Annotated in this window: 23 protein-coding genes; 5 read left to right on the top strand and 18 right to left on the bottom strand. The window is 37.3% G+C overall.

Annotation, left to right across the window (positions count from 1 at the left end):
- Positions 1–36 precede the first annotated feature (36 nt).
- A complete protein-coding gene (locus IGM13_RS07080) occupies positions 37–1,470 on the top strand; it encodes a cryptochrome/photolyase family protein (protein ID WP_002420185.1) in 1,434 nt (477 codons plus the stop codon).
- Positions 1,471–1,787: 317 nt separating this feature from the next.
- On the opposite strand, the gene IGM13_RS07075 is transcribed toward IGM13_RS07080, so the two are convergent.
- The 4 genes from IGM13_RS07075 to IGM13_RS07060 all read right to left on the bottom strand — a co-directional run bounded on the left by IGM13_RS07075 (position 1,788) and on the right by IGM13_RS07060 (position 6,971).
- Positions 1,788–2,798, bottom strand: a complete 1,011-nt coding sequence (locus IGM13_RS07075) for a hypothetical protein (protein WP_002420186.1) — start codon at positions 2,796–2,798, stop codon at positions 1,788–1,790.
- A gap of 139 nt (positions 2,799–2,937) precedes the next feature.
- Positions 2,938–3,363 carry an NUDIX domain-containing protein gene (locus IGM13_RS07070; protein WP_002420187.1) on the bottom strand — a complete coding sequence of 142 codons (426 nt, stop codon included), beginning with the start codon at positions 3,361–3,363 and terminating at the stop codon, positions 2,938–2,940.
- An 88-nt stretch (positions 3,364–3,451) separates the two neighbouring features.
- Positions 3,452–5,230, bottom strand: coding sequence for an ABC transporter ATP-binding protein (locus IGM13_RS07065; protein ID WP_086269713.1), 1,779 nt, complete (start codon positions 5,228–5,230; stop codon positions 3,452–3,454).
- Entirely contained in the window at positions 5,223–6,971 is a 1,749-nt protein-coding gene (locus IGM13_RS07060) for an ABC transporter ATP-binding protein (protein ID WP_002420188.1), read from the bottom strand. The genes IGM13_RS07065 and IGM13_RS07060 overlap by 8 nt, the downstream gene beginning before the upstream one ends.
- 136 nt (positions 6,972–7,107) lie before the next feature.
- Here IGM13_RS07060 and IGM13_RS07055 point away from each other — a divergent pair, with 136 nt between their 5' ends.
- Positions 7,108–7,926: a helix-turn-helix transcriptional regulator gene (locus IGM13_RS07055; RefSeq protein WP_002357554.1), complete on the top strand. Its 819-nt coding sequence runs from the start codon at positions 7,108–7,110 to the stop codon at positions 7,924–7,926.
- Positions 7,927–7,980: 54 nt separating this feature from the next.
- Here IGM13_RS07055 and IGM13_RS07050 read toward each other — a convergent pair whose 3' ends face one another.
- Positions 7,981–8,508, bottom strand: coding sequence for a GNAT family N-acetyltransferase (locus IGM13_RS07050; RefSeq protein WP_002420189.1), 528 nt, complete (start codon positions 8,506–8,508; stop codon positions 7,981–7,983).
- A 19-nt stretch (positions 8,509–8,527) separates the two neighbouring features.
- A complete protein-coding gene (locus IGM13_RS07045) occupies positions 8,528–8,980 on the bottom strand; it encodes a GNAT family N-acetyltransferase (protein WP_033591669.1) in 453 nt (150 codons plus the stop codon).
- A 224-nt stretch (positions 8,981–9,204) separates the two neighbouring features.
- On the opposite strand from IGM13_RS07045, the gene IGM13_RS07040 reads away from it, so the two are divergent.
- Complete coding sequence (locus IGM13_RS07040; protein WP_002420191.1) at positions 9,205–9,813, top strand: NUDIX hydrolase N-terminal domain-containing protein; 609 nt, start codon at positions 9,205–9,207, stop codon at positions 9,811–9,813.
- A 47-nt stretch (positions 9,814–9,860) separates the two neighbouring features.
- Here the strand turns inward: IGM13_RS07040 and IGM13_RS07035 are convergent, their stop codons facing one another.
- The 4 genes from IGM13_RS07035 to IGM13_RS07020 form a co-directional block, all read right to left on the bottom strand.
- Positions 9,861–11,201: an NADH oxidase gene (locus tag IGM13_RS07035; protein ID WP_002357559.1), complete on the bottom strand. Its 1,341-nt coding sequence runs from the start codon at positions 11,199–11,201 to the stop codon at positions 9,861–9,863.
- A 297-nt stretch (positions 11,202–11,498) separates the two neighbouring features.
- Complete coding sequence (locus tag IGM13_RS07030) at positions 11,499–11,942, bottom strand: Fur family transcriptional regulator (protein WP_002357560.1); 444 nt, start codon at positions 11,940–11,942, stop codon at positions 11,499–11,501.
- A 138-nt stretch (positions 11,943–12,080) separates the two neighbouring features.
- A complete protein-coding gene (cysK, locus tag IGM13_RS07025) occupies positions 12,081–13,013 on the bottom strand; it encodes a cysteine synthase A (protein WP_002366697.1) in 933 nt (310 codons plus the stop codon).
- 228 nt (positions 13,014–13,241) lie between these two features.
- Entirely contained in the window at positions 13,242–14,102 is an 861-nt protein-coding gene (locus tag IGM13_RS07020) for a glucosaminidase domain-containing protein (protein ID WP_002357562.1), read from the bottom strand.
- A 353-nt stretch (positions 14,103–14,455) separates the two neighbouring features.
- On the opposite strand from IGM13_RS07020, the gene IGM13_RS07015 reads away from it, so the two are divergent.
- Positions 14,456–15,646 (top strand): MFS transporter, encoded by a 1,191-nt coding sequence (locus IGM13_RS07015; RefSeq protein ID WP_002420192.1) that lies wholly within the window; start codon positions 14,456–14,458, stop codon positions 15,644–15,646.
- A 50-nt stretch (positions 15,647–15,696) separates the two neighbouring features.
- Here IGM13_RS07015 and tkt read toward each other — a convergent pair whose 3' ends face one another.
- Complete coding sequence (gene tkt / locus IGM13_RS07010; protein WP_048945242.1) at positions 15,697–17,691, bottom strand: transketolase; 1,995 nt, start codon at positions 17,689–17,691, stop codon at positions 15,697–15,699.
- Positions 17,692–17,762: 71 nt separating this feature from the next.
- A complete protein-coding gene (locus IGM13_RS07005) occupies positions 17,763–18,005 on the bottom strand; it encodes a DUF896 family protein (protein WP_002384502.1) in 243 nt (80 codons plus the stop codon).
- A gap of 150 nt (positions 18,006–18,155) precedes the next feature.
- On the opposite strand from IGM13_RS07005, the gene lexA reads away from it, so the two are divergent.
- Complete coding sequence (lexA, locus tag IGM13_RS07000) at positions 18,156–18,776, top strand: transcriptional repressor LexA (protein WP_010715203.1); 621 nt, start codon at positions 18,156–18,158, stop codon at positions 18,774–18,776.
- Between the two features lie 13 nt (positions 18,777–18,789).
- Here lexA and queG read toward each other — a convergent pair whose 3' ends face one another.
- The 6 genes from queG to IGM13_RS06970 form a co-directional block, all read right to left on the bottom strand.
- Positions 18,790–19,959: a tRNA epoxyqueuosine(34) reductase QueG gene (gene queG / locus IGM13_RS06995; protein WP_048945241.1), complete on the bottom strand. Its 1,170-nt coding sequence runs from the start codon at positions 19,957–19,959 to the stop codon at positions 18,790–18,792.
- Between the two features lie 23 nt (positions 19,960–19,982).
- Positions 19,983–20,477, bottom strand: a complete 495-nt coding sequence (dfr, locus tag IGM13_RS06990) for a trimethoprim-sensitive dihydrofolate reductase (RefSeq protein WP_002357568.1) — start codon at positions 20,475–20,477, stop codon at positions 19,983–19,985.
- Between the two features lie 17 nt (positions 20,478–20,494).
- Positions 20,495–21,442 (bottom strand): thymidylate synthase, encoded by a 948-nt coding sequence (locus tag IGM13_RS06985; RefSeq protein WP_086269715.1) that lies wholly within the window; start codon positions 21,440–21,442, stop codon positions 20,495–20,497.
- 17 nt (positions 21,443–21,459) lie between these two features.
- Positions 21,460–23,349, bottom strand: a complete 1,890-nt coding sequence (locus tag IGM13_RS06980) for an ABC-F family ATP-binding cassette domain-containing protein (RefSeq protein WP_002420196.1) — start codon at positions 23,347–23,349, stop codon at positions 21,460–21,462.
- Between the two features lie 110 nt (positions 23,350–23,459).
- Entirely contained in the window at positions 23,460–25,514 is a 2,055-nt protein-coding gene (locus IGM13_RS06975; RefSeq protein ID WP_002360309.1) for a cation:proton antiporter, read from the bottom strand.
- A gap of 35 nt (positions 25,515–25,549) precedes the next feature.
- Positions 25,550–25,882, bottom strand: coding sequence for an ACP phosphodiesterase (locus IGM13_RS06970; protein ID WP_002357572.1), 333 nt, complete (start codon positions 25,880–25,882; stop codon positions 25,550–25,552).
- Positions 25,883–25,940: the final 58 nt, after the last annotated feature.

Here is a 25,940-nt window from a genome sequence, read left to right as displayed (position 1 = left end):
CGATAAGCAAGACGAAGTATTTAGGAGGATTTAAAAATGAAAAGAGTAATGTGGTTTAGACGTGATTTACGATTACAAGATAATAAAGCATTAGCACACGCGTTACAAAATTCTGCAGCTGATGAATTGATTTTATTATTCCAAATGAATCCTCAACAATTTATTCAAGAAAGTGCTAATCATAACGCTTTTTTTGCAAGTTTAGCCTCGTTTAAAGAACGAATCGATCAAGAGGCACATTTACAAATCATGGTCGGCGAACCGTTAGATTTATTTTCACGTTTGAAACGCAAATTACCCGATTGGCAGGCCATTTATTTTAATGAAGATACTTGTGGCTTTGGGGCAAAGCGGGACCAGCAAGCTATGCGCTTTTTTGAAGAAAATAATATTCAGTCTTTCTCTTTTCAAGATGCCTATTTGCATGGCTCTGAAGAAATTAAGAAGAACGATGGCAGCAAGTACCAAGTGTTTACGCCCTATTACAATAAATGGAAAGAGGCGCCTAAAGAAACACCGATTCCTGTTTCCTATACAGCTGAAAAAATTTTTAGTGCGTGTCTTTTTCCAGAAGAGGAAGCAGCTTATCGTGAACAGATTGCGAGGATTCCTTTAAAACACTATAGTGTCGGCGAAAAAACAGCCAGAAGGTGCTTAAATACTTTTATTGATCAAAAACTTCAATCCTATGAAAATAAGCGTGATTTTCCTTATCAGGATCAAACGAGTCATCTGTCTACTTTTTTAAGAACGGGAGAACTTTCGATTCGCACCATTTGGCAAGAGCTTGCATCTGCGCCTTCTAGCTTAAGTAAAGAAACCTTTAAAAAAGAATTAGCTTGGCGCGACTTTTACAATATGATCTATAGTACGTTTCCACAACAAAAAGAGGAAGCTATTCAAGAAAAATTTCGTTATATTCAATGGGCAAATGACCCAGAAATGTTTGTCAAGTGGCAAAAAGGGGAGACGGGGTACCCTATAATTGATGCCGCCATGCGACAACTGAATCAAACTGGTTGGATGCACAACCGCTTAAGAATGATAACTGCCTCTTTTTTAGTTAAAAATTTGCACATCGATTGGCGTTGGGGTGAAAAATACTTTCAAAAAATGTTGATTGATTATGATGCCGCCAATAATATCGGTGGCTGGCAATGGGCTGCTTCAACGGGAACGGACGCTGTCCCGTATTTTCGGATTTTTAATCCAATTATCCAGTCAAAAAAATTTGATAATGACGGCCAGTTTATCAAAAAATATGTTCCAGAACTTAAGCAAGTGCCACAAAAGTATATTCATCAACCAAATCTAATGAACGAAGCCTTACAAACGCAATATCATGTACATTTAGGAGAAAATTATCCAAAACCCATTGTCGATTATGCATCAAGTAAAAAACAAGCATTGTTTCTATATGAAGCGAGCAAAGAAATTCATCAAGAAATGAACAATCCAAGGTTTAAATAATCAATTCACCCAACTAGCTTAGCAAACTACTGTAAGGTTAGTTGGGTGAATTGATTAGTCGAAAGGAGAAGTGGCAATTTATCGGCTAAAGTTTTTTATTTTACTCTAGTTTACATAATATACATTATACAAAGTAGAGTAAAAAGCATTGAAAATCAAACAAAACCAGTCTTTAGTTATCTAGACTGGTTTTGTCATTTACGTTATAAAAATTATGTTTGTTAATTAAATTTTCTTTGATTGTTTGCTGCAGTTTTTTATTCAAAAAAGACCTAGCATAATTTAGGCAGCAAGTTATACAAAGCATTAATTCATGGTTATTGATTGATTGCAACAGTCGTGTCTTCTGTCGATAGACCTGTCATAGAGGTGCTATCGGAAAAAATTTTTTCAACTTCTTGTTCTGATAAAATATTTTCTTTCTTAGGCATTGAAATCATCGCTTTTTTGGCTTTTTGTGTAATGCTAATTTTACTAGATAATGATTCAAGTCCCATGTCAACGTTCTTGTCTTGTTGCGGTTTCACATTAATCAACATATTTGTTTTATTTTCTTTTGTATTAACGGAAACTTTGGCAGAAACATCTTTGACTTTTTCGAAAGGATCTTGTTCTTTACCTTTCTCAGATGTTTCTGTCGTAATTTTGATTAACTTTTGTAATTCTTTTTTTGTAAACGTATGGGTAATGGTATCCCCTTTTTTCTCGAACGTATCCTTGTCTAATCCTTCTAAAAACTCTTTGTATGCCTTAGCAGACTGTTTTCGTTCTTTTTCCGATTCCTGATACTCTTTGATTGTATCTTGCCATTCTTTCGCACTTTCCTCGTTCACGGCTAAAAGATCAATGTATTTTCCTTTTAGTTTTTCTGTATCTAACTGAGAACTATCAATAGCACCGTCAGTCATTGAGTCTGCGACAGCGACAATATATTCCATCATATCTGTTGCTAAATAGAGTTTTGGCTCTTTGCCCTCGTTATCTAATGATCCAACCAATGAAATCGGTACATCCATGCCCATCGCTTTTAATTTCATCTCTAAGTTGAATGCTTTTTCTTTTTTGGCATCTACTTGAATCTTCCCAGAAAGCGATGCGTCTTTGATTTGCGTGATGAGCATCCCAATCATAGGATTCGTTTGTGCACCATCTTCTTGTGAAAATTTCATGTCACTAATTGACATAGAGAAATCCCAAACCCCAGATTCTTGTGCGTTTTGATTGCCGATTCCTTGAATGAACTCATCTTTCGCGCTTTTGCCACAGCCTGTCAGTAACAAAGCTGAACAGAAAACGCCTGCGATAATCCCCACTTTTCTTTTTAACACACTTTTTCCCCCTCATTATATAAAAAATTAATTCCCTTTTATTAAGAATAGCAAACATTGCTTATAAATAGCAATGTTTAATTTTAGATTTCCTCTCTTTTAATAAGTGGGATTGATTTAATCTTTTAGGTTTGAATCATTAAGCTGTATTATTTTTTAAATAAAATTGCTTTTCGCCAAAAAATACTGGGAAAAGTTCTGCTAAACTGCCAGCTAAAGGACCTTCTCGCAATTCTTTTTCAGTGACCCAAAACAAGGGTTGTTCCGTTTCTTCTGGTAGTTCATCCGCTGTTTCTGCAATGAATAATGTGGCTAATTCCCGCGCACCTGAACAATCATTCAGCCATTCTGCAACACCTACTAATTCTGGCTTCAGCACTAATCCTGTTTCTTCAAGGAGTTCGCGAACCATGGCTGTTTCCATGCCCTCGTTTTTTTCAACATGTCCGCCAGGGAACGTCCAACCAGGCCAATCCTTTTTTTGTCGTTCTTGCACAAGGATTTCATTTTTCTGATTTCTAATCATACATAATGTTGTTAATTCCACTTCAAAATTCCGTTTCATTTGGCACCTCATCATTTTTTCCTTTGTTAAGGTTACGATACAGAAAAACAGAGAAAGATTCAACTAAGAATTTTCTCTGTTTTATCATCTAACTCTTTAATAAGTCGTATTGCGATTGATATAAATGATGATATAACGCATGTTTTGCCATTAGTTGATCATGAGATCCTTCTTCCACAATACGACCACCATCAATATAGAAAATTTTATCGCTATTTTTGATGGTAGAAAGTCGATGAGCAATAATAAACGATGTCCGTCCTTTCAGAAGTTGTTGTAGTCCTTCTTGTAACAATTCTTCTGTTTTTGTATCAATACTGGAGGTTGCTTCGTCTAAAATTAAAATTTTGGGATCTGCCAGTAAAGCACGAGCAAATGAAATTAATTGGCGTTGTCCTGCCGAGAGTGTACTCCCCCGCTCTTCCACAACTGTTTCATAGCCATCTTTTAAATCCTTGATAAAGTCGTGCGAACGAACAATTTTTGCGGCTTGGATAACTTCTTCCTCTGTGGCTGCTAAATTTCCGTACCGAATGTTTTCAATAATTGTTCCTGAAAAAATAAACGTATCTTGAAGCATTACCCCCATTTGTTTCCTTAACGAACGGAGTGTCACATCGCGAACATCATAACCATCAATTTTAACGGCCCCTTCATTCACATCATAAAAACGACTTAACAAATTGATGATTGTTGTTTTACCCGCACCTGTTGGCCCAACCAAGGCGATTGTTTGTCCTGGCTCAATATGAAAACTAACATCGGTCAAAATATTTTTCCCTTCTTCATAACGGAAATAAACATGCTGAAAGTCAACGGTTCCTTTAATTGGCGGCAACGCAATAGCATGCGGCGCATCTTGAATTTCTGGAACAACATCCATCGTTTCAAAAATCCTTTCCAAATAGGCAGTTGCAGTAATCAGAGAATTGTAGAAGTTACCAATATTGATGACTGGATTCCAAAAGTTATTGATATAACCGATAAAAGCAATTAGCGTCCCAGTAGTAACGGACACACCTAATTGACGGATTCCTACGAAATAGATAAAACAAGTCGTAATGACGGATATATTTTGCACTGCTGGCCATAATAAATACTGGACACGCACAGCTTTCATAAAGGATTGACGATATTCTTCGCTTACCTCGTTAAAAATCTGGAAATTTTCATCTTCTCGTGCAAAAGATTGTGTAATTTTAATTCCTGAAATACTTTCATGAATATAGGCATTTAAGTTTGATTGTTTATTGCTAAGCTCTTGGTAAGCTTTCCGTTGTTTCCCTTGAATAAATAGAACCATCACGAACAACACAGGCAATAGCAGTAAACTGTATAAGGTTAATTTCACATCAATAAATAACATGAAAATTAAGGTAATAATCACATTAAATAAATCAGAAATTAAATTGATCAATCCGTTACTTAATAAATCACTTAACGTATTGATGTAATTGACCACCCGAATTAAGATTTTCCCATGCGGCCGACTGTCAAAGTAAGAAAATGGTAATTTTTGTAGATGCTCAAAAATTGAAAAACGCATATCTTTTAAAATATCTTGTCCAATTTCTGTGATGGCATATATCCGATAGCGCATACACCAACCAATAATCACCAAGGAAAATAGGAAAATAGCTCCTAGTATCAAGAGTAACGAGAGATTCTTTTGTGGAATTACTTGGTCAATCGCAATTTTAGTAAAGTAAGGGCCTAACATACTTGCCAGATTAGCTAATATGATGACAAATAATGTTTTAAAAACAGCTTTTTTGTAAGGCTTAATATAGGCGCCTAATCGTTTATAGTGGGACCAATTAAATTCTTTTTCTAAAGTCTCATCTACATCAAACGTATTTCTAGCCACGCGACTCACCTTCCTTTGTCAGACCTAATTGTTTTTGATATACGTCAAAATATTTGCCTCTTTGTTCGACTAATTCGCTATGCGTACCGCTTTCTACCACACGGCCTTTTTCCATCATCAAAATTAAATTGGCCTCTCTCACAGAAGAAATTCGGTGGGCAATAATAAATGTCGTTTTCTTTTCCGTCAAACGACCTAGTTCTTTTTGAATTTTTGATTCTGTTTCCATATCAACAGCGGAAGTTGTGTCATCTAAAATTAAAATAGCTGGATCTTTGGTTAAGGCACGGGCCAGTGAAATCCGCTGTTTTTGGCCACCAGATAGGCCAACGCCGCGTTCACCAACAATTGTTGCATAACCTTCGGGCATTCTGGAAATAAAGCTATGGGCATCAGCAATTTCAGCCATCATTTGCACTTGTTCCAAGTTAGCCAATGTGTTACCAAAAGCAATGTTATCTTCTATTGTATTGGAAAAAAGAAAGACATCTTGCATAACCATGGAGATATTTTCTCGCAATTTACGAACAGAATAGCTTTTAGCATCTTTTCCATCAATATAAACAGTGCCTTTTGTTGGATCATAGAACCGAGCGATTAAGTTAACTAAAGTGGTTTTGCCTGAACCAGTTTCCCCTAAAATACCAATTGTTTCACCAGGTTTTGCTGAAAATGAAACATCCGATAAAATGGGGGTTTCTGGATCATCTGAAAAATGAAAGGACACGTGATCAAACGTCACATAGCCTTGGATTGGTTCTGCTTCTTTTTCCCGAGCAATGGGAATCTTCGGTTTCGTTGCTAATAACTGACGAATTTTAATGGACGATGCCGTAAAGCGTTGCACATCATTGATCAACCAGCCACTCATTCGCATCGGCATGTTCAACATCCAGAGAAAACCGTTAAAGGCCACTAAATCACCAATTGTCATCCGACCTTGAATTACAAAGAGGCCACCAAGAACTAAGGCAATAACATTTAAACTACCTGCAAAACCGTCTAACCACGGTAAATATTTTTTTGAGACATCTGCAGAAGCCATATTCCATTTTTTATAGTCTTCATTGTGCTTGTTAAACTTTTCAATTTCATAAGGTTCTTGAGAAAAAGCTTTAACCACCCGATTTCCACCAATATTTTCTTCGACCATCGAATTTAGCCGAGAAAAACTTTCCCGGATCTCAAAAAATACCGGATGCGATTCCTTCGACATTTTTTGTGTTAACAGAAAAATCAAAGGTGTAATTAAAATTAATGCTAGCATCAATTGCCAATTGATCGTCCCCATCACAATCACGGCTGCGATGAACCATAAAATACATTCTAAGAGGTTATAAGTGACCCAAGAAACAAAATGGCGGATAGCGTCTGTATCCCCTGTCATTCGCGCCATAATATCGCCAACACGTGTATGATTAAAGAAATCAAAATCTAATTCTTGAAGTTTGACATACATATCTTTTCTTAAGTCAAATAACGCAGATTGTCCAACCGATTCAAACAAGACTTGATAACTATAACGAACAACTGTCCGAATAACGGTCACCCCAATCATAACCCCAAGAATTGGGACAAGCTCTTCAGTTTTCCCCTGATTGATTACTTGGTCTACAATTCTGCCAGATAACAATGGAATAATAACAATTAAAATAGCGTTAATAACGACAAAAATAACAGCTAGCAGTAACTTATTCTTATTTTTTTTAGCATATTGCCAAATCCATTCAAAACTATTCATTTTCTCCCCTACTCTCTCTTGTTTTTATGGACGTGTATAAGATTACTGTTTTTTTATAGGAAAAGAAATGGGCATTCTTGTATATTTTGATGTACAATATAGTATAGAAAGCGGATACAAGTAGGAGTGATTTTTTATGAACTACACAAATAGTCGAACGTTTAATCCTGAAATTTTATATGCCTTCGATCCTTGGAACGAAGAGACCCACCCTTATAATTGTCATCATCATGAATTTCTGGAAATATCTATTCTTTTAGAAGGTGAATCTGAATATATTGTTCAAGGGCAACAGTACCATGCCACTGCTGGTACGGTGTTTCTTTTTAATCCGCGAACGGAACATGGTGAGCAACAAAAAGCAGGAACTTACTCACATCAACTACACATTGGCATTTCAAATCTCTATTTAGAAGGCTTAGCGCGAAACGTATTTCCAAATAAATCAGCTTTATTAGATTTAAGTCATTTACATGGTGCTTTTTTAGAAAAAGCTTGGCAAATTGTTCATGAATTAAACCATCAAGAAGTTGAATCAGCGTTACAAATTAAAGCTTTAGTTATTGAACTATTGGTCTATATTTTAAGAAGCTTAGCAGTTGATCAAGAAAATAAAATTGAAACTCGGCTATCGAAAACGGAAAAAAGAAAACGAAATTTAGTCAATCATACGATTTATTATCTGGAAACGCACCATGACGAAGAAATTACTTTGGAACAGTTAGCAGAAATGTTATATGTTACCCCGACTTATTTGTCGAAAACCTTTAAAGCGGCCACAGGCGTTGGGCCAATCAATTATTTAATTCAAATCCGCTTAAACCATGCGAAAGAATTGCTGAAAAATGATTCCTTAAGTGTCAAAGAAGTGGCAAAAACGGTTGGTTACGAAGATGCCTATCATTTCAGTAAATTATTCAAAAAATATTATGGAAAATCCCCTTCACAATTTTAAGATAAAAAAACAAGGAATCGTCGGCTTCATTGCGTCCGTTTCCTTGTTTTTGCTTTACGTTGACTCTTTTAACTGTTTCGTCATTGTATAATCGGTATGACGTTCATTTCCCATATAAAAATCATGTTCATCTGTTTTGACGAAGCCTAATGATTGATAAAATTTTTGCGCTGGATGATTATGTTCCCAAACACCTAACCAAACCGTCTCTTTTTCTGCTTCTTCCGCTAATTCAATTGCTTTCGTAATCAAATGTTTGCCTAAGCCTAAACGCTTAAAAGATTTACGAATATAAATGCGCTCAACTTGTAACGCTTGTGGATGTTGATAGGTAATCTGAGCATCACCGTGATTTAATTTCACATAACCTGCAAGTTCATTATTATAAAAAGCAAAGAAATATTGCGAATCTTTATGTAAGATTTCGCTTTCTAAAACTGCTGGACTAAATTTCCTCTCATAATGTGCCTGTAAATCCTCTTCGTTTTCGCCATTTCCATAAGTATCTGCAAAAGTCTCTTGGCAAATGGCCTCTAATTCTGGTACGTCTGCGACGGTACACTCTCTAATAAATACTGACATACTAAAACTCCTTTGTAGATTAAATCAACTGTTTAATTAAAATTAAACAAGGATTCCAAGCGTCCCATAATGTCGGAAAAACCTCAAGGCGCTTAAAACCCAATGATTCGTAAAAACGAATAGTATGATCGTACACGGAATAATTTCCTTCGTCAACTGTTTTGACTTGAATAAAAAAATAGTTATTTTTAGAATACGTTTCCACGCTTTCTATCAATAACTTGCCGACACCTTTGCGATGATACCGCTTTTTAACTGCCATACAATGGATTTCTACTGTATCTTTACTTGTTTCTGAAAGTGTTATAAAACCGAGTATTTTATTCTCTACATCCTTTGCCACCCACATAGGTAAAGTACTAGCTATATCGATATACTTACGGGTCTCTTTTTCAAGGCCAAACCATTCTGGAAGATTAAACAATACCTCTTGTGCTATCTGAGTCTTTTTATCTGCATTTTTTTCCCTCATAATTGTGAATTCTTTCAATTTACAACCTCCTTTTTGTTTACATAACAAAATTATTGTATACACGATCCTTTTTATTAAATAATAGCATAAGTAGTTTAAAAATGTAAGCTAGTCATTTATTCTTTATTATTTCCTTAAACCGACTCCTTTTTTCACTTAATCTGCCCTTCCTTTATTTTTTTCTGTTAAACTAAACGTATTAAGTCTATGAGGAGCGTGCGTATATGGATTATCTGAACACCTATAAGCGGTTGCTAGCATTGGCAGATGCAGGTCTTTTTTACGGGAAAGATGCTTTTGATCAAGAACGTTACCAAGAACTACGGGAACTTACGTTACAACTTATTAGCGCAACCGGACACGAAGCGACTGTCTTGCCCGACTTAGAAAAAATCTTAACTAAAGAGGAAGGTTATCCAACACCGAAAGTAGATGTTCGCGGTTTGATAAAAAAAGAGAATCGTTTTTTATTAGTTGAAGATTTACGGACCAAAGAATGGTCATTACCTGGTGGCTATGCCGAAATTGGCTACTCCCCTAAAGAAAATATTGAAAAAGAAGTATTGGAAGAAACTGGCTTAGTTGTTACAGCAAAAGAATTGCTTGCTGTTTATGATACAGATAAACGAAAAGACATTCCTCAACTATTTCAGTACTATAAAATGATCTTTTCTTGTGAGATTTTAGAAAATCATCCCTTTGAAAAAAACATTGAAACCTCGAATTGTGTTTATTTTTCTTTAGATAATCTCCCCCCTCTTTCTATCAAACGAACAACGAAAGAGCAATTAATGGCATTAATGAACCAAACAACTGGAGCGCTTAGTGACTAACAAAAAGGATGAAGAACTTCTGTTCTTCATCCTTTTTCTATTATTAATTACATATTTTCTAAAGCGGCTTGGGCTAATAAGTTTAAGTAGTTCCAAGGGCGATCAAAATGTGGTTGGAAGAAGAAATCAGAAATCGCTAAATCTTCGACAGTCATTTTATTTTGGACCGCTAATGATAAAGTATTGGCAGATTGTGTGATATCATATTTAGACATCAATTGACCACCAACAATGCGTTGTGTTCCTTTTTCATAAACTAATTCCATCAGAACTTTTTCAGTTGTTGGCATAAACTCTGGACGATAGTTATCTTCGAAAACAGTTGCTTCGACATCTAGTCCGTTTAATTTGGCACTTTCTTTTGTCACACCTGTTGAACCAATTTTCCAACCGAATAAATATAAGCCAGAAGTTCCCTGTGTGCCACGATAAGCCAATTTTTGTTCAGTCAAATTACGACCTACTAGCATACCTTGACGAACAGCATTCGTTGCTAATGGGATATAATTTTTTGTTTGACTTGGGTTGTAGTGAACAACTGCACTATCACCCGCAGCAAAAATATCAGGATTGCTTGTTTGCATATACTCATTGACTTCGATTGCACCATTTGGTAACATGTCAACTTTATCTTTTAATAATTCTGTATTTGGACGGAAACCAACACACATAATCACCATATCTGCTTCGAATTCTTGACTTGGTGTAATGACTTTTGCTACTTTTCCTTGCTCATCTGCTACGAATTGTTGGACATTTTCACCTAAAGCTAAATTAACGCCACGATCAACTAATTCTTTTTCTAGAACATCTGTGAATGGTTTATCTAAATATTTATTTAAAATGCGGTCTAACCCGTCAACTAAAGTAACTTGTTTACCTGATTCTACAAAAGCTTCTACTAATTCAATACCAATATAACCGCCACCAACGACAACGACACGTTTGGCATCTTTCGCTTTTTCGATGATCACGTTGGCTTGTGAATAGTTCTTACATAATAAAATATTTTCAGCATCAATTCCTGGAATTGGTGGAATAATTGGCCAAGAACCAGTTGTCATTACTAATTTATCATAAGAAACGGTCTCTGTTGCACCCGTTTGTAAGTTTTTCGCTATAACAGTTTTGTCGTCCACGTTGATTTCTTCAACATTGTGTTCCATCTTCACTGTTGCTCCTAAAGAAGCCAGTTCTTCTGGATTTGAATAAAATAGATCAGCAGCATTTTTAACTACGCCTCCAACGTACAAGGCAATTCCGCAAGATAGGAAGGAAATATTGTCATTTCTTTCATATACAGTGACTTCCGCCTCCGGGTGATTTGCTAAAATACTTTTAACTGCTGAAGTTCCAGCATGGGTACATCCTACGACTACGACTTTCATGTTGTAAATCCCTTCTTTCACAATCTTTGTTTTGCAGAGGTGACGTCTCCCTCTGTCTGTTTAAAATATATCAGAGGAATCAAGCTTATTCGAGTTCTATGCTTGTGAATCGCATATAAAAAAATTCACAAACTGTTGCTAATTCTTAATAATAGCTAGTTAATTTTTTGTTTTTAAGAATTTAAAAGTCAATAACCACACAAAAAAACAAGCATAAGAGTGAAAACTCTTACGCTTGTGAAATTTGCCTAGACAAGTGACTTATCTTTTGATAAATTTTTAACAGTATGTAATTTTTTACACATTCTCCTGTTGTGCTTGTTGGCAATCTGGACATAATCCATATAATTCTAAACGATGTTCATTAATTTCGAAGCCTGTTAATTTACTAGCGGCCATTTCAACGTCCTCTAACCCTGGATAATGAAAATCAACGATTTTACCACATTTTTGACAAATCACGTGATAATGTTTCTTCGAACTAAAATCAAAACGACTAGATGCATCGCCATAACTCATTTCTTGAACGAAACCGATTTCAGTAAATAAACGTAGATTGTTGTAAACCGTTGCTACACTCATATTTGGAAAATGATCTTCTAGTGCGCGATAAATTTCATCAGCTGTTGGGTGTGTATGATTTTCGATTAAATATTCCAAGATAGCATAACGTTGCGGAGTAATTCGGATATTGGCTTCTTTTAATTCAGCAAGTGCATTTTTAACCAATACGTTGTCCATCTTTGTATCCCTCCCCTGTCTATCTTTCTTAAATAATACTATTTCTTATTACGATTGACAAGAATTATTGTAGGATTCTCGTGGAAAAAACGAGCATTTTACTAAACTAAGAGAAATGCTCGTTTTTTGGCGTGTTTTTTATTCTGGAAATTCGTAAAGAGCTGTCGAAAGATAACGTTCACCGTTATCCGGAACCAACGCTAAGACACGTTTGCCTGCGCCTAATTCGACTGCCAAATCAATGGCAGCTTTAATTGCTGCCCCTGCTGAAATCCCCACAAGGATGCCTTCTTTTGGCCCCATTAAACGAGCAGTTTCTAATGCGTCTTCACTAGAAACGGCGGCAACTTTTTGATAAACGGTGGTGTCTAAAACGTCTGGGACAAAGCCAGCGCCTATTCCTTGGATTTTATGTGGACCTGGTTCGCCACCTTCTAAAACAGGCGACTCTGTTGGTTCTACTGCAACAATTTCAATATCTGGAAAAATCCGTTTCAATTCATGGCCAACTCCTGTAACGGTTCCTCCAGTGCCAACACCAGAAACAAACGCATCTAAGCCACGTTTACCAAAGACATCAACAATTTCTTTTCCTGTTTTTTGTTCATGTACCATTGGATTAGCTGGATTATTAAATTGCAAAGGCATGAAGTACCCGTGTTCTTCTGCTAATGCTGTAGCTTTTGCAATTGCCCCTTTCATTCCTTCGGCACCAGGGGTTAATAATAAATCAGCCCCATATGCTTGCATTAATTTGCGGCGTTCAATACTCATAGTATCTGGCATCACAATCTTAACTGGATATCCCAACGCAGCACCTACCATTGCTAACCCAATGCCTGTATTACCACTAGTCGGCTCAATAATCGTTTGTCCAGGTTTTAGGCGACCATCTGCTTCGGCTTGTTGAATCATGCTTAAAGCAATTCGATCTTTCACACTGCCACCAGGATTAAAGAACTCTAGTTTAACAAAAACATCTGCAGCTCCTTCTGGTACCATCCGTTTTAATTTCACAACTGGGCTTTGACCAATTAACTCTGTTACTGATTTTACATAACCTTTAGTCATAATCCTACATCCTCCAATTTTACAAACAATATAATAATTCTTTCTCTAAGCATAGCTCAAAAAAACGATTTCTACCAGAAAAACGAATTTTAGTTTGTGAAAAATTAAATAAAAAAACGGATTATACTCATCAAATAATTGCTGCTGGCCCTACCTATTTTCACGATAAAAGACCTTACAAAAACTACTGCTTTTGTAAGGTCTTTCTTCAACTAAATAATTGCAAAATTAACCGATTTGGATGGTTTGACCCACCGATAAAACAGAATCCAATGTTAATCCATTTAGTGACATTAAATTATCAACTGTCGTTCCAAAACGTGCAGCAATGTCCCACAATGTATCGCCGTTTGCGACAGTGTAACTTTGACTAGCTACAGTTTCTGCTGTTGCTGTTGCAGAAGCCGCTGTATCGATTGTTGTATCAACGGTTCCCGTTGTATCTGAATAACTAGTGGTTTGAGCGACTGGTGCTCCCCAATCATATTGAGTTAAATTATATGCTTCAATTAACCAATTCAATTTTTCGGCATAGCCTGGATCAGTTGCATAACTTCCAGCTAAAGCGGCTGTTGCATCGCGATAACTGCTAGTATTACTCTTCCAAACGCCTGAATAATGGTATGTATCCCCAAAAGCAGTGGAACGAATAACATTGGCATGATCTTGGAACGATTCCGCATAAGAATTATAACTTCTAAATGCTGCTGTGACGGTCACCCATTGTCCGTCTAAATATTCTTTTGTTGGCATATAAACAGATTGTCCATTATAACTTCCTTTTACACCAAACAAGTTATAGTTCGGTGCAGATGCTAACCCAGAACTACCATAACTACTTTCTAGCAACGCTTGAGCAATCATGACGGAAGCATACATATCATTGCTATTGGCAACGGCTGCTGCTGAATTTCCGATTTCATTAATAAATGCTTGCTGGCTTGATTCTGCTTGGGCAGGTACCGCAGCACCAACCACAGGTGCTAAAATCATTGAAGTCCCCGCAACGGCGGTAGCACGTTTATAAGCTTTTTGCTTTTTAAGAGCTTTTTGAATATGTTTACTACTTCTTGTTAACTGTTCGCTCATTCATTTTTCCTCCTCACTGTCTCACTTTTCTATTTTACCGTTAATTTCCTATTGAAACAAGAAATAAACGTATTAAATTTTGAGTTTTAAAATTTCTGTAATGTAATTGAAATCTTGTTTGTATTTAATTAACCCTCTCTACACTTGTGAAAACAACCACTTCTTCTTTTCGTTTTGATGAGATTTTTGTTATTTATCCTCTTACTTTTCTTTATTTATTGTGATAAACTTTTTAATGGACTTGTCACTTTTTGAACAAACTTTATAAGAGAAGTCTGTTTTTTAGTCAAAACAACTATTACCGAGTAGTTGTTGTATTACAAAATGAATTACATAGAAATGTAGGTGGTTAGATGAAGAAACAACAATCGGGTTTAACAAATCAAGTGACGTTTTTATTAGCGTTAACTTGCGGGGTCGTGGTCGCCAATATGTATTATATTCAACCAATTGGCACCCAAATTGCTCAGGCCTTTCAAGTCAGTATTGGTTCTATTGGTTTTGTTACTATGCTGACCCAATTAGGGTATGCGCTAGGCTTACTTTTTCTTGTTCCATTAGGCGATGTCGTTGATCGCCGCAAATTAATCATTCGAGTAGCCGCACTCTCCTCGCTGTCTCTAAGTGCTGCGTTTTTTGCACCAAGTTTTCTCCTGTTTGCACTCTCTTCTTTTTTTATTGGGTTGCTCTCTATTGTCGCCCAAATTATTATTCCTTATGCAGCGGTCATGGCGGGGCCAGCGAACCGTGGTAAAGTAACAGGTCGAATGCTTGGCGGACTATTGACAGGGATTTTATTGTCTCGAACGATTTCGGGTTTCATTGCTAGTGCAGCTTCTTGGCGAACAGTGTACCTAATCGCCGTAATATTCGTGTTAGCATTGGTCGTTCTACTCCAATTAAAATTGCCCAAAACAGTGATACATACTCAAACTTCAAATCGATTAACTTATTTGGGTTCTTTGAAAAGTCTTCCTAAGCTAATCAAATCGCAACCTTTGTTAAGAGAAGCAACTGTCAATGGCTTTTTTATGTTTGCAACCTTTTCAATCTTTTGGTCTACATTAATTTTCTTTGTTAGTAGTCCAGCTTATTATTGGGGACCGAAAGAAGTCGGTATTCTAGCAATTTTTGGTTTATCGGGAGCTTTCGTAGCACCCATTATTGGTCGTCTATCCGATTATTATCCAGAACGGAAGATTGTTTTGATTGGCCTGTTGATGCAGTTCGGTAGTTTTATCTTACTTTTTCTAGGTGGAACACATGTGGTCTTACTAACCTTAGCAATTATTGTTTTAGATATCGGTACCCAATTTGGGCAAGTAGCCAATCAAACACGCGTCCAAAATTTGGGAGAAGAAGCCAGCAATCGTAACAATACCGTCTTTATGTTTTTCTATTTCATCGGCGGTTCACTGGGTTCATTGATTGGTACATTAATGTGGCAAAACTATGGTTGGTCTGGTGTTACTTTAACTGGTATTGGGTTCCAATTGTTCGCATTATTTTTCCACTTTATGCTCTTTGCTCCCAAAAAGAAATGAAGCAAAAAACCTGAATGCTATCACAAGCATTCAGGTTTTTTAATGTTTATTTATAGTGATTTATAGGTATTAACCACATTTTCAGGAGTAAAGCCGAATTTTTCAAGAACTAGACCGCCAGGTGCAGAAGCGCCGAAGTGATCAATTGTAATTGTTTTGCCTTCCGTTCCTACATAGCGTTCCCAACCAAAGCTTGCTGCAGCTTCAATTGCCACACGTTTTGTCACAGCTTTAGGTAACACACTTTCTTTATATTCAGCAGATTGTTTTTCAAACAAATCAAAACTTGGCATTGACACGACAGATACATCGATGCCTTCTTCCGCTAATTTCGCTTGTGCTTCCACTGCTAGATTTACTTCAGAACCAGTCGCAATTAAAATCCCTGCTGGTTGTTCACCATTTTGTGGTGACAATACATAAGCACCTTTTTGAACAGAAGCAGAAGCGTGTTCTAACGTTCCTTCTAAAACAGGTAAGTTTTGACGACTTAGAACTAAAATAGTTGGTGTTTCCGTAGAAGTCATAGCAATTTTCCAAGCAGCAACAGTTTCATTGCCGTCTGCTGGACGAATCACATGAACATTTGGAATGCAACGAACACTTGCTAATTGCTCAATTGGTTCGTGTGTTGGCCCATCTTCACCCACCGCAACAGAGTCATGTGTTAAGACGTAAGTTACAGGAACTTTTTGTAAAGCGGCTAAACGGATTGCTGGACGCAAGTAGTCAGTAAAGACGAAGAATGTCCCGCCATAAACATGGCTACCACCGTGTAATTGAATCCCGTTCATTGCTGCAGCCATTGCAAATTCGCGAACACCAAACCAAATATTACGGCCTTCGTATTGACCAGGTTCGAAATCTTTTTCTGCAGCAACCATTGTATTATTTGAGGCAGATAAATCGGCTGAACCGCCCCAGAAACTTGGAACAACTTTTGAAATAGCTTGAATCGTTTCTTTACTTGTTACACGACTTGCAGCACTTGTTCCTAGTTCATATTTAGGTAATTCTTGTTCCCAACCTTCAGGTAATTGGTTGGCAAAAGCTTCTTTAAATTGTTTGGCTAATTCTGGATGTGCATGTTCATAGTTCTTAAACATCTCATTCCAAGCCTCTTCAGCTTTTTGGCCTTCGTCAATCATCGTTTCTTTAAAACGAGCAGCGACTTCCTCTGGCACAGTAAAGTCAGGATATTCCCAACCATAAACAGCTTTAGCCGCTGTAATGCCCTCTTCACCAATTGGCGCGCCGTGAACGGAAGAAGTTCCTTCTTTTGGTGCTCCGTAACCGATGACTGTTTTAACTTCAATCAGTGTTGGTTTATCTGTTTCAGCTTTAGCCGCTTCAATCGCAGCCTCTATTTCATCTAAATCATTGCCATCTTTAACTAAAATATGTTGCCATCCGTATGCTTCATAACGAGCCCCAACATTTTCAGTAAAGGCTTTAGAAGTTGGTCCATCTAATGAGATGTCATTTGAATCGTACAAGACAATTAATTTACCTAATTTCATATGACCAGCCATTGAACTTGCTTCTTGAGAAACACCTTCCATTAAATCGCCGTCACCACAAATTGCGTACGTGTAATGATCCATAATAGGGAAACTATCACGATTATAAGTTGCAGCTAAATGCGCTTCAGCCATTGCCATACCAACAGCCATAGCAATCCCTTGTCCTAGAGGTCCTGTTGTTGCTTCAACACCATCTGTGTGGTGCACTTCTGGATGCCCTGGTGTTTTACTATCCCATTGACGGAAATTTTTCAAATCGTCAATTGTTACGTTGTATCCTGATAGATGTAATAAGCTGTACAACATTGCAGAGCCGTGGCCTGCTGAAAGTACAAAACGATCACGATCAACCCAGTTTCTAGAAGTTGTTGGGTTCACCTTTAAATGTTTTGTCCAAAGTGCATACGCCATTGGGGCAGCACCCATTGGTAAACCAGGATGTCCTGAGTTCGCTTTTTGTACGGCTTCAATACTTAATGTCCGGATTGTATTAACGCCCAATTGATCTGTCTTGTCAAACAAAAAAATCATCTCCTAATTTAGGTTTTTTTTACCTTTATTCATAGTGTAGCTTATTTCGACAATGAAAGCAATTACTTTCTGTTGTGAAGTCCTTTTTCACGTTGAATTTGTTTTAGTTTTTCAGGAGTCACATCGGTCCCTTCTTGATCCACGACCTTCATTCCTTCGATATGGTGACGCATCCCTCCACGAAATGCTTCTAAATACTCTTTACGTAATTCTTGTTGTTCGACTTTTTCTTTCGCACTAAGTTCTTCCACTTTTGCTTTATTCGCTAATTCATTTATACGGGCAATTTTTTCTTTCGATAACATCAAAATCCCTCCTTACTCTCACTGTCTATATTATAAGAACTGCCTTAAAAAAACAACTATATTCTGATATTTATAAAACACGAACGCTTGTTTGATTTCGTTCGCATTTTATGGTACACTAATTTTATCAATTGAAAGAAGGTGCGGGTTTTGGCGAAACGTACAGAAACAAGACAATTAGAAGTACTTAAATATATATACGAACAAGTCGAATTAAAGGGTTATCCGCCAACCGTTCGCGAAATTGGGAAGGCTGTTGATTTATCCTCAACTTCTACCGTTCACGGACATTTAGCTCGTCTTGAAAAAAAGGGTCTAATCTTACGTGACCCAACAAAACCGCGAGCAATCGAATTAACACCAGAAGGCTTGGAAAAGATCGGGATTCAACCGACAACTATTCCGATGTTAGGTGTCGTAACTGCTGGTGAACCAATTTTAGCGGTGGAAGAAGCATCAGATTTCTTCCCGTTACCTCCTGATTTACGTACAGAAGAAAATGCTTTATTTATGTTGACGATTCGAGGAGAAAGTATGATTAACGCAGGTATTCTAGATGGCGACCAAGTGATTGTTCGTAAGCAATCGAATGCCAATAATGGCGACATCGTAATCGCAATGACCGATGAAGATGAAGCAACCTGTAAACGATTCTTCCGAGAAGTAAATCATATCCGCTTGCAGCCTGAAAATGATGCATTAGCGCCTATTCTTTTAGATAACGTTACAATTTTAGGTAAAGTTGTTGGTTTATATCGCAATCATATTTAATAAAAAAAGGAAGTCACTCTGTTGAGCGGCTTCCTTTTTTGCTTGTTAACAAGTGAATAGCCTTTTGAGCTTCCTCGATAACCTCTTCTTCAGTTTCTACAGAAAGTAGATAATTTAAAGCTTCTAAACTTTGCTCGGGTTCTCTTTTTGCGAGCTCACCTAACGACCAAGCAGCTGTTCCGCGAATGACAGGACGCTGATCATTTAAACAGAGAATAATTTGTGGGATAGCTTCACGGCCGCCCAAATTCGCTAACGCAATTAAAGCATTTCGTTGCAATGGTTTTTTGCCACGCCAAGAGCCTGCTAAGTGTCCGAATTGCTGTTTAAACTCTTTATTGGAAATAGTTAATAACGGTGCCAATTTGGGATAGACTTCTTCAATCTTTGGTTCCATCTCTTCATGAAAATGAAAATCTTTTCCTTTATTATAAGGGCAAACCAGCTGACAAATGTCGCAACCATAAATGACGTTACGCATTTTTTTCCGATACTCTTCAGGCATCATGCCTTTTGTTTGCGTTTGATAAGACAAACATTTTTGAGCATTCATTCGACCGTCCCCTAACAAAGCCCCTGTAGGACACCCTGTGATACAACGAGTACAATCACCGCAACCATTTGGAACAGGTTCATCTGGTTCAAATTGAATGTTGGTGGTCACCTCACCTAAATATACAAAGGAACCAAATTCTTCGGTAATCAGTAGACCATTTTTACCAATGAATCCTAAACCCGCCCGCTGAGCAACAGCGGTGTCAACATATTCGCCAGTATCTACTTGCGGCCGAAAGCGCCAGTGTTCTTTTTCTGCTTCAGTGGCAGCTTGCTCTTCAATAAAAGCAATTAATTTTTGCAACCGATCCTGCAAAATGTGATGATAATCAATTCCCCAAGAGGCTCGCGCAAATTGTCCACGCTTTTCATCTCTAGGCATTTTTTCCTGAGCTTTGGTGGGATAAGCTAAAGCAATGGAGATAATACTTTTAGGATGCTCAAACGTTTTTTCTGGGTAAATTCGTTCTTCCACATTTTGATGTTCAAACCCCGAGTTATATCCTCGCTCTCGTTGTTCATGCAGAGAATCTTCTAATTCAATAAATGGTTCAGCATGAGTAAAGCCGATTTTATCGATGCCTAAACGTTGACTCTCTTGAATAATTTTTTCTTTCAATGTTGGCATTGCTCATGCCTCCCTTCATTTTATTATTTATCGTTTCGATGATACGTTTCATAGTCATGTGCATAGAGATTTTTCTCGTCCACGACGCCGGGAACAGTGGCAACTTTTTCCCAAACAGACCAGTCGATTTCTGGAAAGAAGGTGTCGCCTTCAAACGTTTCATGAATCATCGTCCGATATAAGACATCGCATGCGGGAATCAGTTCTTTAAAAACGACAGAACCTCCACCAATAACGGTCACACCTTCATAGTTGTCAGCATACGCAAGAATTTCCTCTACGGAATGCATAACCAAAACGCCTTCAGCTTGGTAATCCGGATTACTGGTAAGAACAATCGTTGTTCGATTTGGTAACGGACGACATCCCATACCTTCGAAAGTTGCACGTCCTAAAACCAATGTATTATGAATTGTTTTTTCCTTGAAAAATTTCAAGTCGTTGGGTAAATGCCAAGGCAATTTGCCTTCTTTACCAATCACTCCTTGTTCATCTTGGGCCCAAATAGCTGCTAACATAGCTTCTCTCTCCTTTTTTATACGGCAATCGGCGCTTTAATCGTTGGATGTGGGTCATAGCCTTCTACTTTAATATCTTCCATATCAAAATCAAAAACAGAAGCCTTGTCTGGATTCAAAACGAGCGTTGGGAAAGAACGAACTTCTCGTGATAATTGTTCTTGCATTTGCTCCACATGATTTTGATATAAGTGGGCATCTCCTAGCGTGTGTACAAACTCCCCCACTTCTAAACCTGTTTCATGTGCAATCAGATGTGTCAATAAAGCATAGCTTGCAATGTTAAAAGGAACACCTAAAAAAACATCGGCACTGCGCTGATAAAGTTGACAGCTTAATTTTCCTTCATTTACATAAAATTGAAACATAGTGTGACAAGGCGGCAACGCCATTGAAGGCACATCTTCTGGATTCCAAGCGGAAACAATTAAACGGCGAGAATCAGGATTGGTTTTAATCATTTCAATCACATTAGTTAATTGATCGATAAAGCTACCATCTTTGGTTTCCCAGTGACGCCATTGTGCACCATAAATATTCCCTAATTCACCATATTTTTCTGCAAATTCTTCATCGTTTAAAATGGCGTCACAGAATTTTTGATGTTCTTCTTTGTATTGTTCTGCAAACGCTGGATCTTGTAAGACACGATGCCCAAAATCCGTCATGTCTGGTCCTTGATAATCTGCGCTTTTTACATAGCGTTCGAACGCCCATTCATCCCAAATATGATTATTTCGCTCTAACAAATAACGAATATTCGTGACGCCTTTTAAAAACCACAATAACTCACTTTTAATCAAGCCAAACGGTACTCGTTTGGTTGTTAGTAAGGGAAATCCTTTGGCCAAATCAAAACGCATTTGATAGCCAAATAAACTATACGTCCCAGTTCCTGTACGGTCTTCTTTAAAATGACCTTCTTCTAAAATCTTTTTTCCTAGCGCTAAGTATGCTTCTTCCATCTTATTCCCTCCGTCTCTTAATCCGCGTATTCACTCAAGTATTCCCAACGATTCATTTTTTCTTCTAACAATTGTTCCGTTGCAGTTACTGCTTCTTGCAATTCTTGTAAACGAACAAAATCATCACCCTGATGATTCATTTCTTCAGTTAATGTTTCTAATTTCGTTTCTAATTGTGTGATATCTTCTTCAATTGTTGCCCACTCTTTTTGTTCCATATAAGTCAGCTTTGTTTTTTCTTTCTTTTCTGTCGATGCTTCTTTTACTGGTTTATTGAGCGGTTTTTCTTTGACCTTTTCTTGTTCTTTTTGGTTCGCCAAATATTCACTCATCGTGCCATAAAATGATAGGATCTGACCATTTCCTTGAAAAACTAACAATTTATCCATTGTTTTATCCAAGAAATAACGGTCATGAGAAACCGCAATTACCGCTCCTTTGAACGTTTGAATATAATCTTCTAAAATGGTCAACGTATCAATGTCTAAATCGTTGGTTGGCTCATCCAATAATAACACGTTAGGCTGACTAATTAATAATTTTAAGAGATATAACCGGCGTTTTTCTCCACCAGACAGTTTGCCAATCAGTGTGCCATGCATAAAACGAGGAAATAAAAAGCGCTCTAACATTTCAGCGACCCCAACGCTGCTTCCATCACTGCGTTTCACTTCTTCTGCTGCTTCTTGCAAATAAGCAATCATCCGTTGATTAGGATCCATTTCTTCGTTTTGCTGGGTATAATAGCCAATTCGGACGGTTTCACCGATACTATATAGGCCACTCTCTAAAGGAATGCGGCCAGCTAAAATATTTAATAACGTGGATTTGCCTGCACCGTTTTTACCAGTAATGCCAATTCGATCGTTTGCTTGAATGAGTAAATTAAAGTCTTTCAAAAGCTGTTTGTGATCAATGGCATAATTTCCTTCCTTGATTTCCAGAACTTTTTTCCCTAAACGCTGCGTGGCAAAGTCTGCTTCTAAGGTGCCATTGGTTTGTACCTGATACAAGTTTTCTTTTAAATCCTGAAACCGATCAATTCTTGCTTGCTGTTTCGTTCCTCGTGCTTGAACGCCCGCTCGCATCCACGCTAGTTCTTGTTTGAAGAGCCGTTTTCTTTTTTCTTCTTGCTCTACAGCGACGCGTTCACGTTCGGCTTTTTCCATTACATACGTTTCATAGTTTCCTTTGTATTCATACAGTTTTCCAAAAGAAAGTTCGAAAATCCGATTGGTTACTCGATCTAAAAAGTAGCGGTCATGGGTCACCATTAAAACCGCACCACGATAGTTATTTAAAAAGTTTTCTAGCCATTCAATTGTTTCATAATCCAGATGGTTCGTTGGTTCATCCAATAACAGTAAATCAGGCGCTTCAATTAAGACTTGCGCCAAGCTTACTCGTTTTAACTGCCCACCAGAAAGCTCACCTATTTTCTTTTCCAATGTGGGAATGCCTAATTTTTGTAAAATAATTTTTGCATTGGTATCTGCTGTCCAAGCATCTTGTTTATTCATGGCTTCTTCTGCTTGCGTGTAACGTCTTTGAACCCCTTCGTCTAAACCATTCTCACTTAAAGCAGCTAACGCTAATTCATAATTTTTGACCGCTTTTATGATTGGGCTGTCTCCCTGAAACACGGCTTCTGCAATCGTAATATTCTCGTCAAATGTTTGATTCTGGGAAAGGTACCCAATTTGATAATCACTTGGCTGCTGAATCGCAGCAAAATCACCATCACCGCTATCTACGCCAGCAATAATATTTAATAAACTGGTTTTCCCTGTGCCGTTAATCCCAATTAAACCAATGCGATCTTTTTCATGAATCAAAAAAGAAAGATGATCAAATAGTGTTTTTTCCCCATATGTTTTGGTTAAATCTGTTACTTTTAATTCTTTCACCGACACTACCAACTCCTTCTATTTTGGTCTTGCTTATTGTATCAAAAATTGGATTATAAAAAAAGTGCATGAGATAAAAATCGTCTTGGTTTCATCTCATACACTATTACTTATTCTTTATTAAAATTTTTAACAAATCGTTTCAGCGGAACGTTATTCACTTCGCCGCTAATCGAATAACTCTCTAATAAATTGACATTTTTTCGTAACTCGTTCGCTTCGATAATTGAAATGCGTTCAGATTGTTCATAATGATCAATCATCCGTCGTTCTTCTTGGAAGCCTAATAATAGGTCTTTGACATAGTCTGTCTCCGTATGAACAATATACGAATCAATAAATTCGCCTTTTTCAAACTTATGGGCTAAATCCAAGCGTCCGTCAATGAAGAAATCAATTAAATCATCATCATAGACACCGCGCAAATTATCTAAACTCTTCAGAATAACTTGAGAATTTCTTAGAAAAACTTGGCGAATATTTTCTAGTTCTTCATTTCGTAATTCTTTTTCTTCTTCAGAAGCTTCACCACGATTGAAAAATAGCTTAGGATGTAAAAGAATCGAAATGATTTGTCGAGCAAATAATAACCAAAAGCCTACAATCGATAATAATTGTTTGGCAATCGACCGTTGCATCCGTGTAATCAAGCGTTGATACATACGATAACTTCTGACACTAATTTCTCCTTGTTTCAGACTTTCTTCTAGGCCGTCTCGTTCAATGGACACAATTAACGTCCGCAACTCTTGCACTTCTTGTTTTCGTTCTGCACTTAGCTGCTCGGTATACAATTCTTTTAAACGATCCTGATAATTTTCAATGACCGCATTCATTTCACCACGAGGATTCTCTTCATTTTGCTGTTTTAAGACATCAATGACATCACGTAATAAATCAATTTCGACTGACTCTTCATTTTCCACTTCTGTCTCTGAATCAGTTAAAAATGGTAAAACTAGAATCCCGCCAATCAGAGTCACCAAAATAACACAAGCCGTAATGAATAGTAATAACGGTCGTTCTTTAAAATGCTCCCCGTTAATCGCTGTTGGCAAAATAAAGATGGTGGCTAAACTCACTGTTCCTTTAACACCGCCAAAAGTTAAAATCAGCATTTCATTCATTGCGTTTTTAACTTTCTTAAGTCCATGTTGAAGCGTGTAAACACTGAAAATGGCTAAGAAACGAATCAAAAAGACAACGGCGCTAATAATTAGAACAACCATTAGTAGGAACCAGTTTGAATATTGTTGGTCAATCCAAATTGGCGAAAACACTTGAGAAAGTTCAATTCCTAAGAATAAGAAAACTAAGGCATTTAAGGTGAACTCAATCATACTCCAAATACTTTCGCCAACATTTGACAGCTCTGCTTCAAAAAGCGAAACTTTTTTCAAACTAGACGCTTGCATAATTCCAGCAATCACAGCAGCAATAATTCCAGAAACGCCAATCAACTCTGAAATTAAATAAGCAATAAATGGCAAGAGTAATTCAATCAACAAGTAGCCTGTAACATCTTTTGCCACTGCAGTTTCAAGTAAATGAACAATTTGCTGTTTTAATAGAACTAACACGATTCCGACTACCGCTCCACCAATACTGGAAATAACCAAGGTCCCTGCCGCTTCCACCGGCGAAAATGACCCCGTTAATAAAGCCGCTAATGCAAATTGAAAGGCTGTAACGCCTGATGCATCATTAATGAGTCCTTCACCAGATAAAATGTTCATCGAACGTTCAGGAATGTCAATTCGACCTGATAACGAACCTACCGCCACCGCATCCGTTGGTCCTAGAGCCGCTCCAAAAGCGAAGCAAGCGGCTAATGGTAAAGTAGGCAAAATCATATGCAGGGTCCAGCCGACTCCGACTAAAGTGATTAACACACCAAAAAAGGCCAAGAAAAGAATCATCCCGAAATTTTTCATCATTGCTTTCAGATTGATTAGCTCCCCTTCTCTAAATAAAAGCGGTGCAATAATCATTACTAAAAACACTTCAGGCTCAAATTCAATTTCCTGCCCCATTTTAGTTAAACCAATTAGAACACCTACAATAATTTGCACAATTGGCAGCGGAATGACGGGAACAATCCGGTTGAATATGTTTGAGAAGGTAATAGACAGTGCAAAAACAATGATTAGAAAGGTAAATTCCATCCTATCATTCCCTTCTATATTAAATTTTTATTGACTTACCGATCAAAACATTTAAGTAATTTTTTCTTTTTAAGAATAATTTTCTTTTCGACTTCTTCTAACTCAGAACTGCGTTCGCAAAGTTCCAATTGAGCGCGTCGTGCTTCTAAACGAAGAAGTTCTCCTTTAATTAATTCAATTTTTTTGTAGCGTAAGAAATTTTTCTTTTGCATACGTTCTGCAAAGTGTTGTCGTTTTTCTTCAGGGATTGCTTGATATTTCTTTTTCAAGTCAGCGACACACTTTTCAAATTCTTCACTCACCGAAACAACTTCCTTCCAAAATTTAATCTGACTAATTATAACAAATTTTACCAAAAGTACAAGCAAAATTGCTTTCTTTTTTTCAAAAGAAATTCAGACAAAACTTAACGCGGGAAAAGCTGAT

This window comes from Enterococcus sp. DIV0561 (genome assembly GCF_050539875.1).
Lineage (GTDB): Bacteria > Bacillota > Bacilli > Lactobacillales > Enterococcaceae > Enterococcus > Enterococcus faecalis.
Note: the sequence above shows the minus strand (reverse complement) of the source record. Positions and strands in the feature narration are given on the sequence as shown.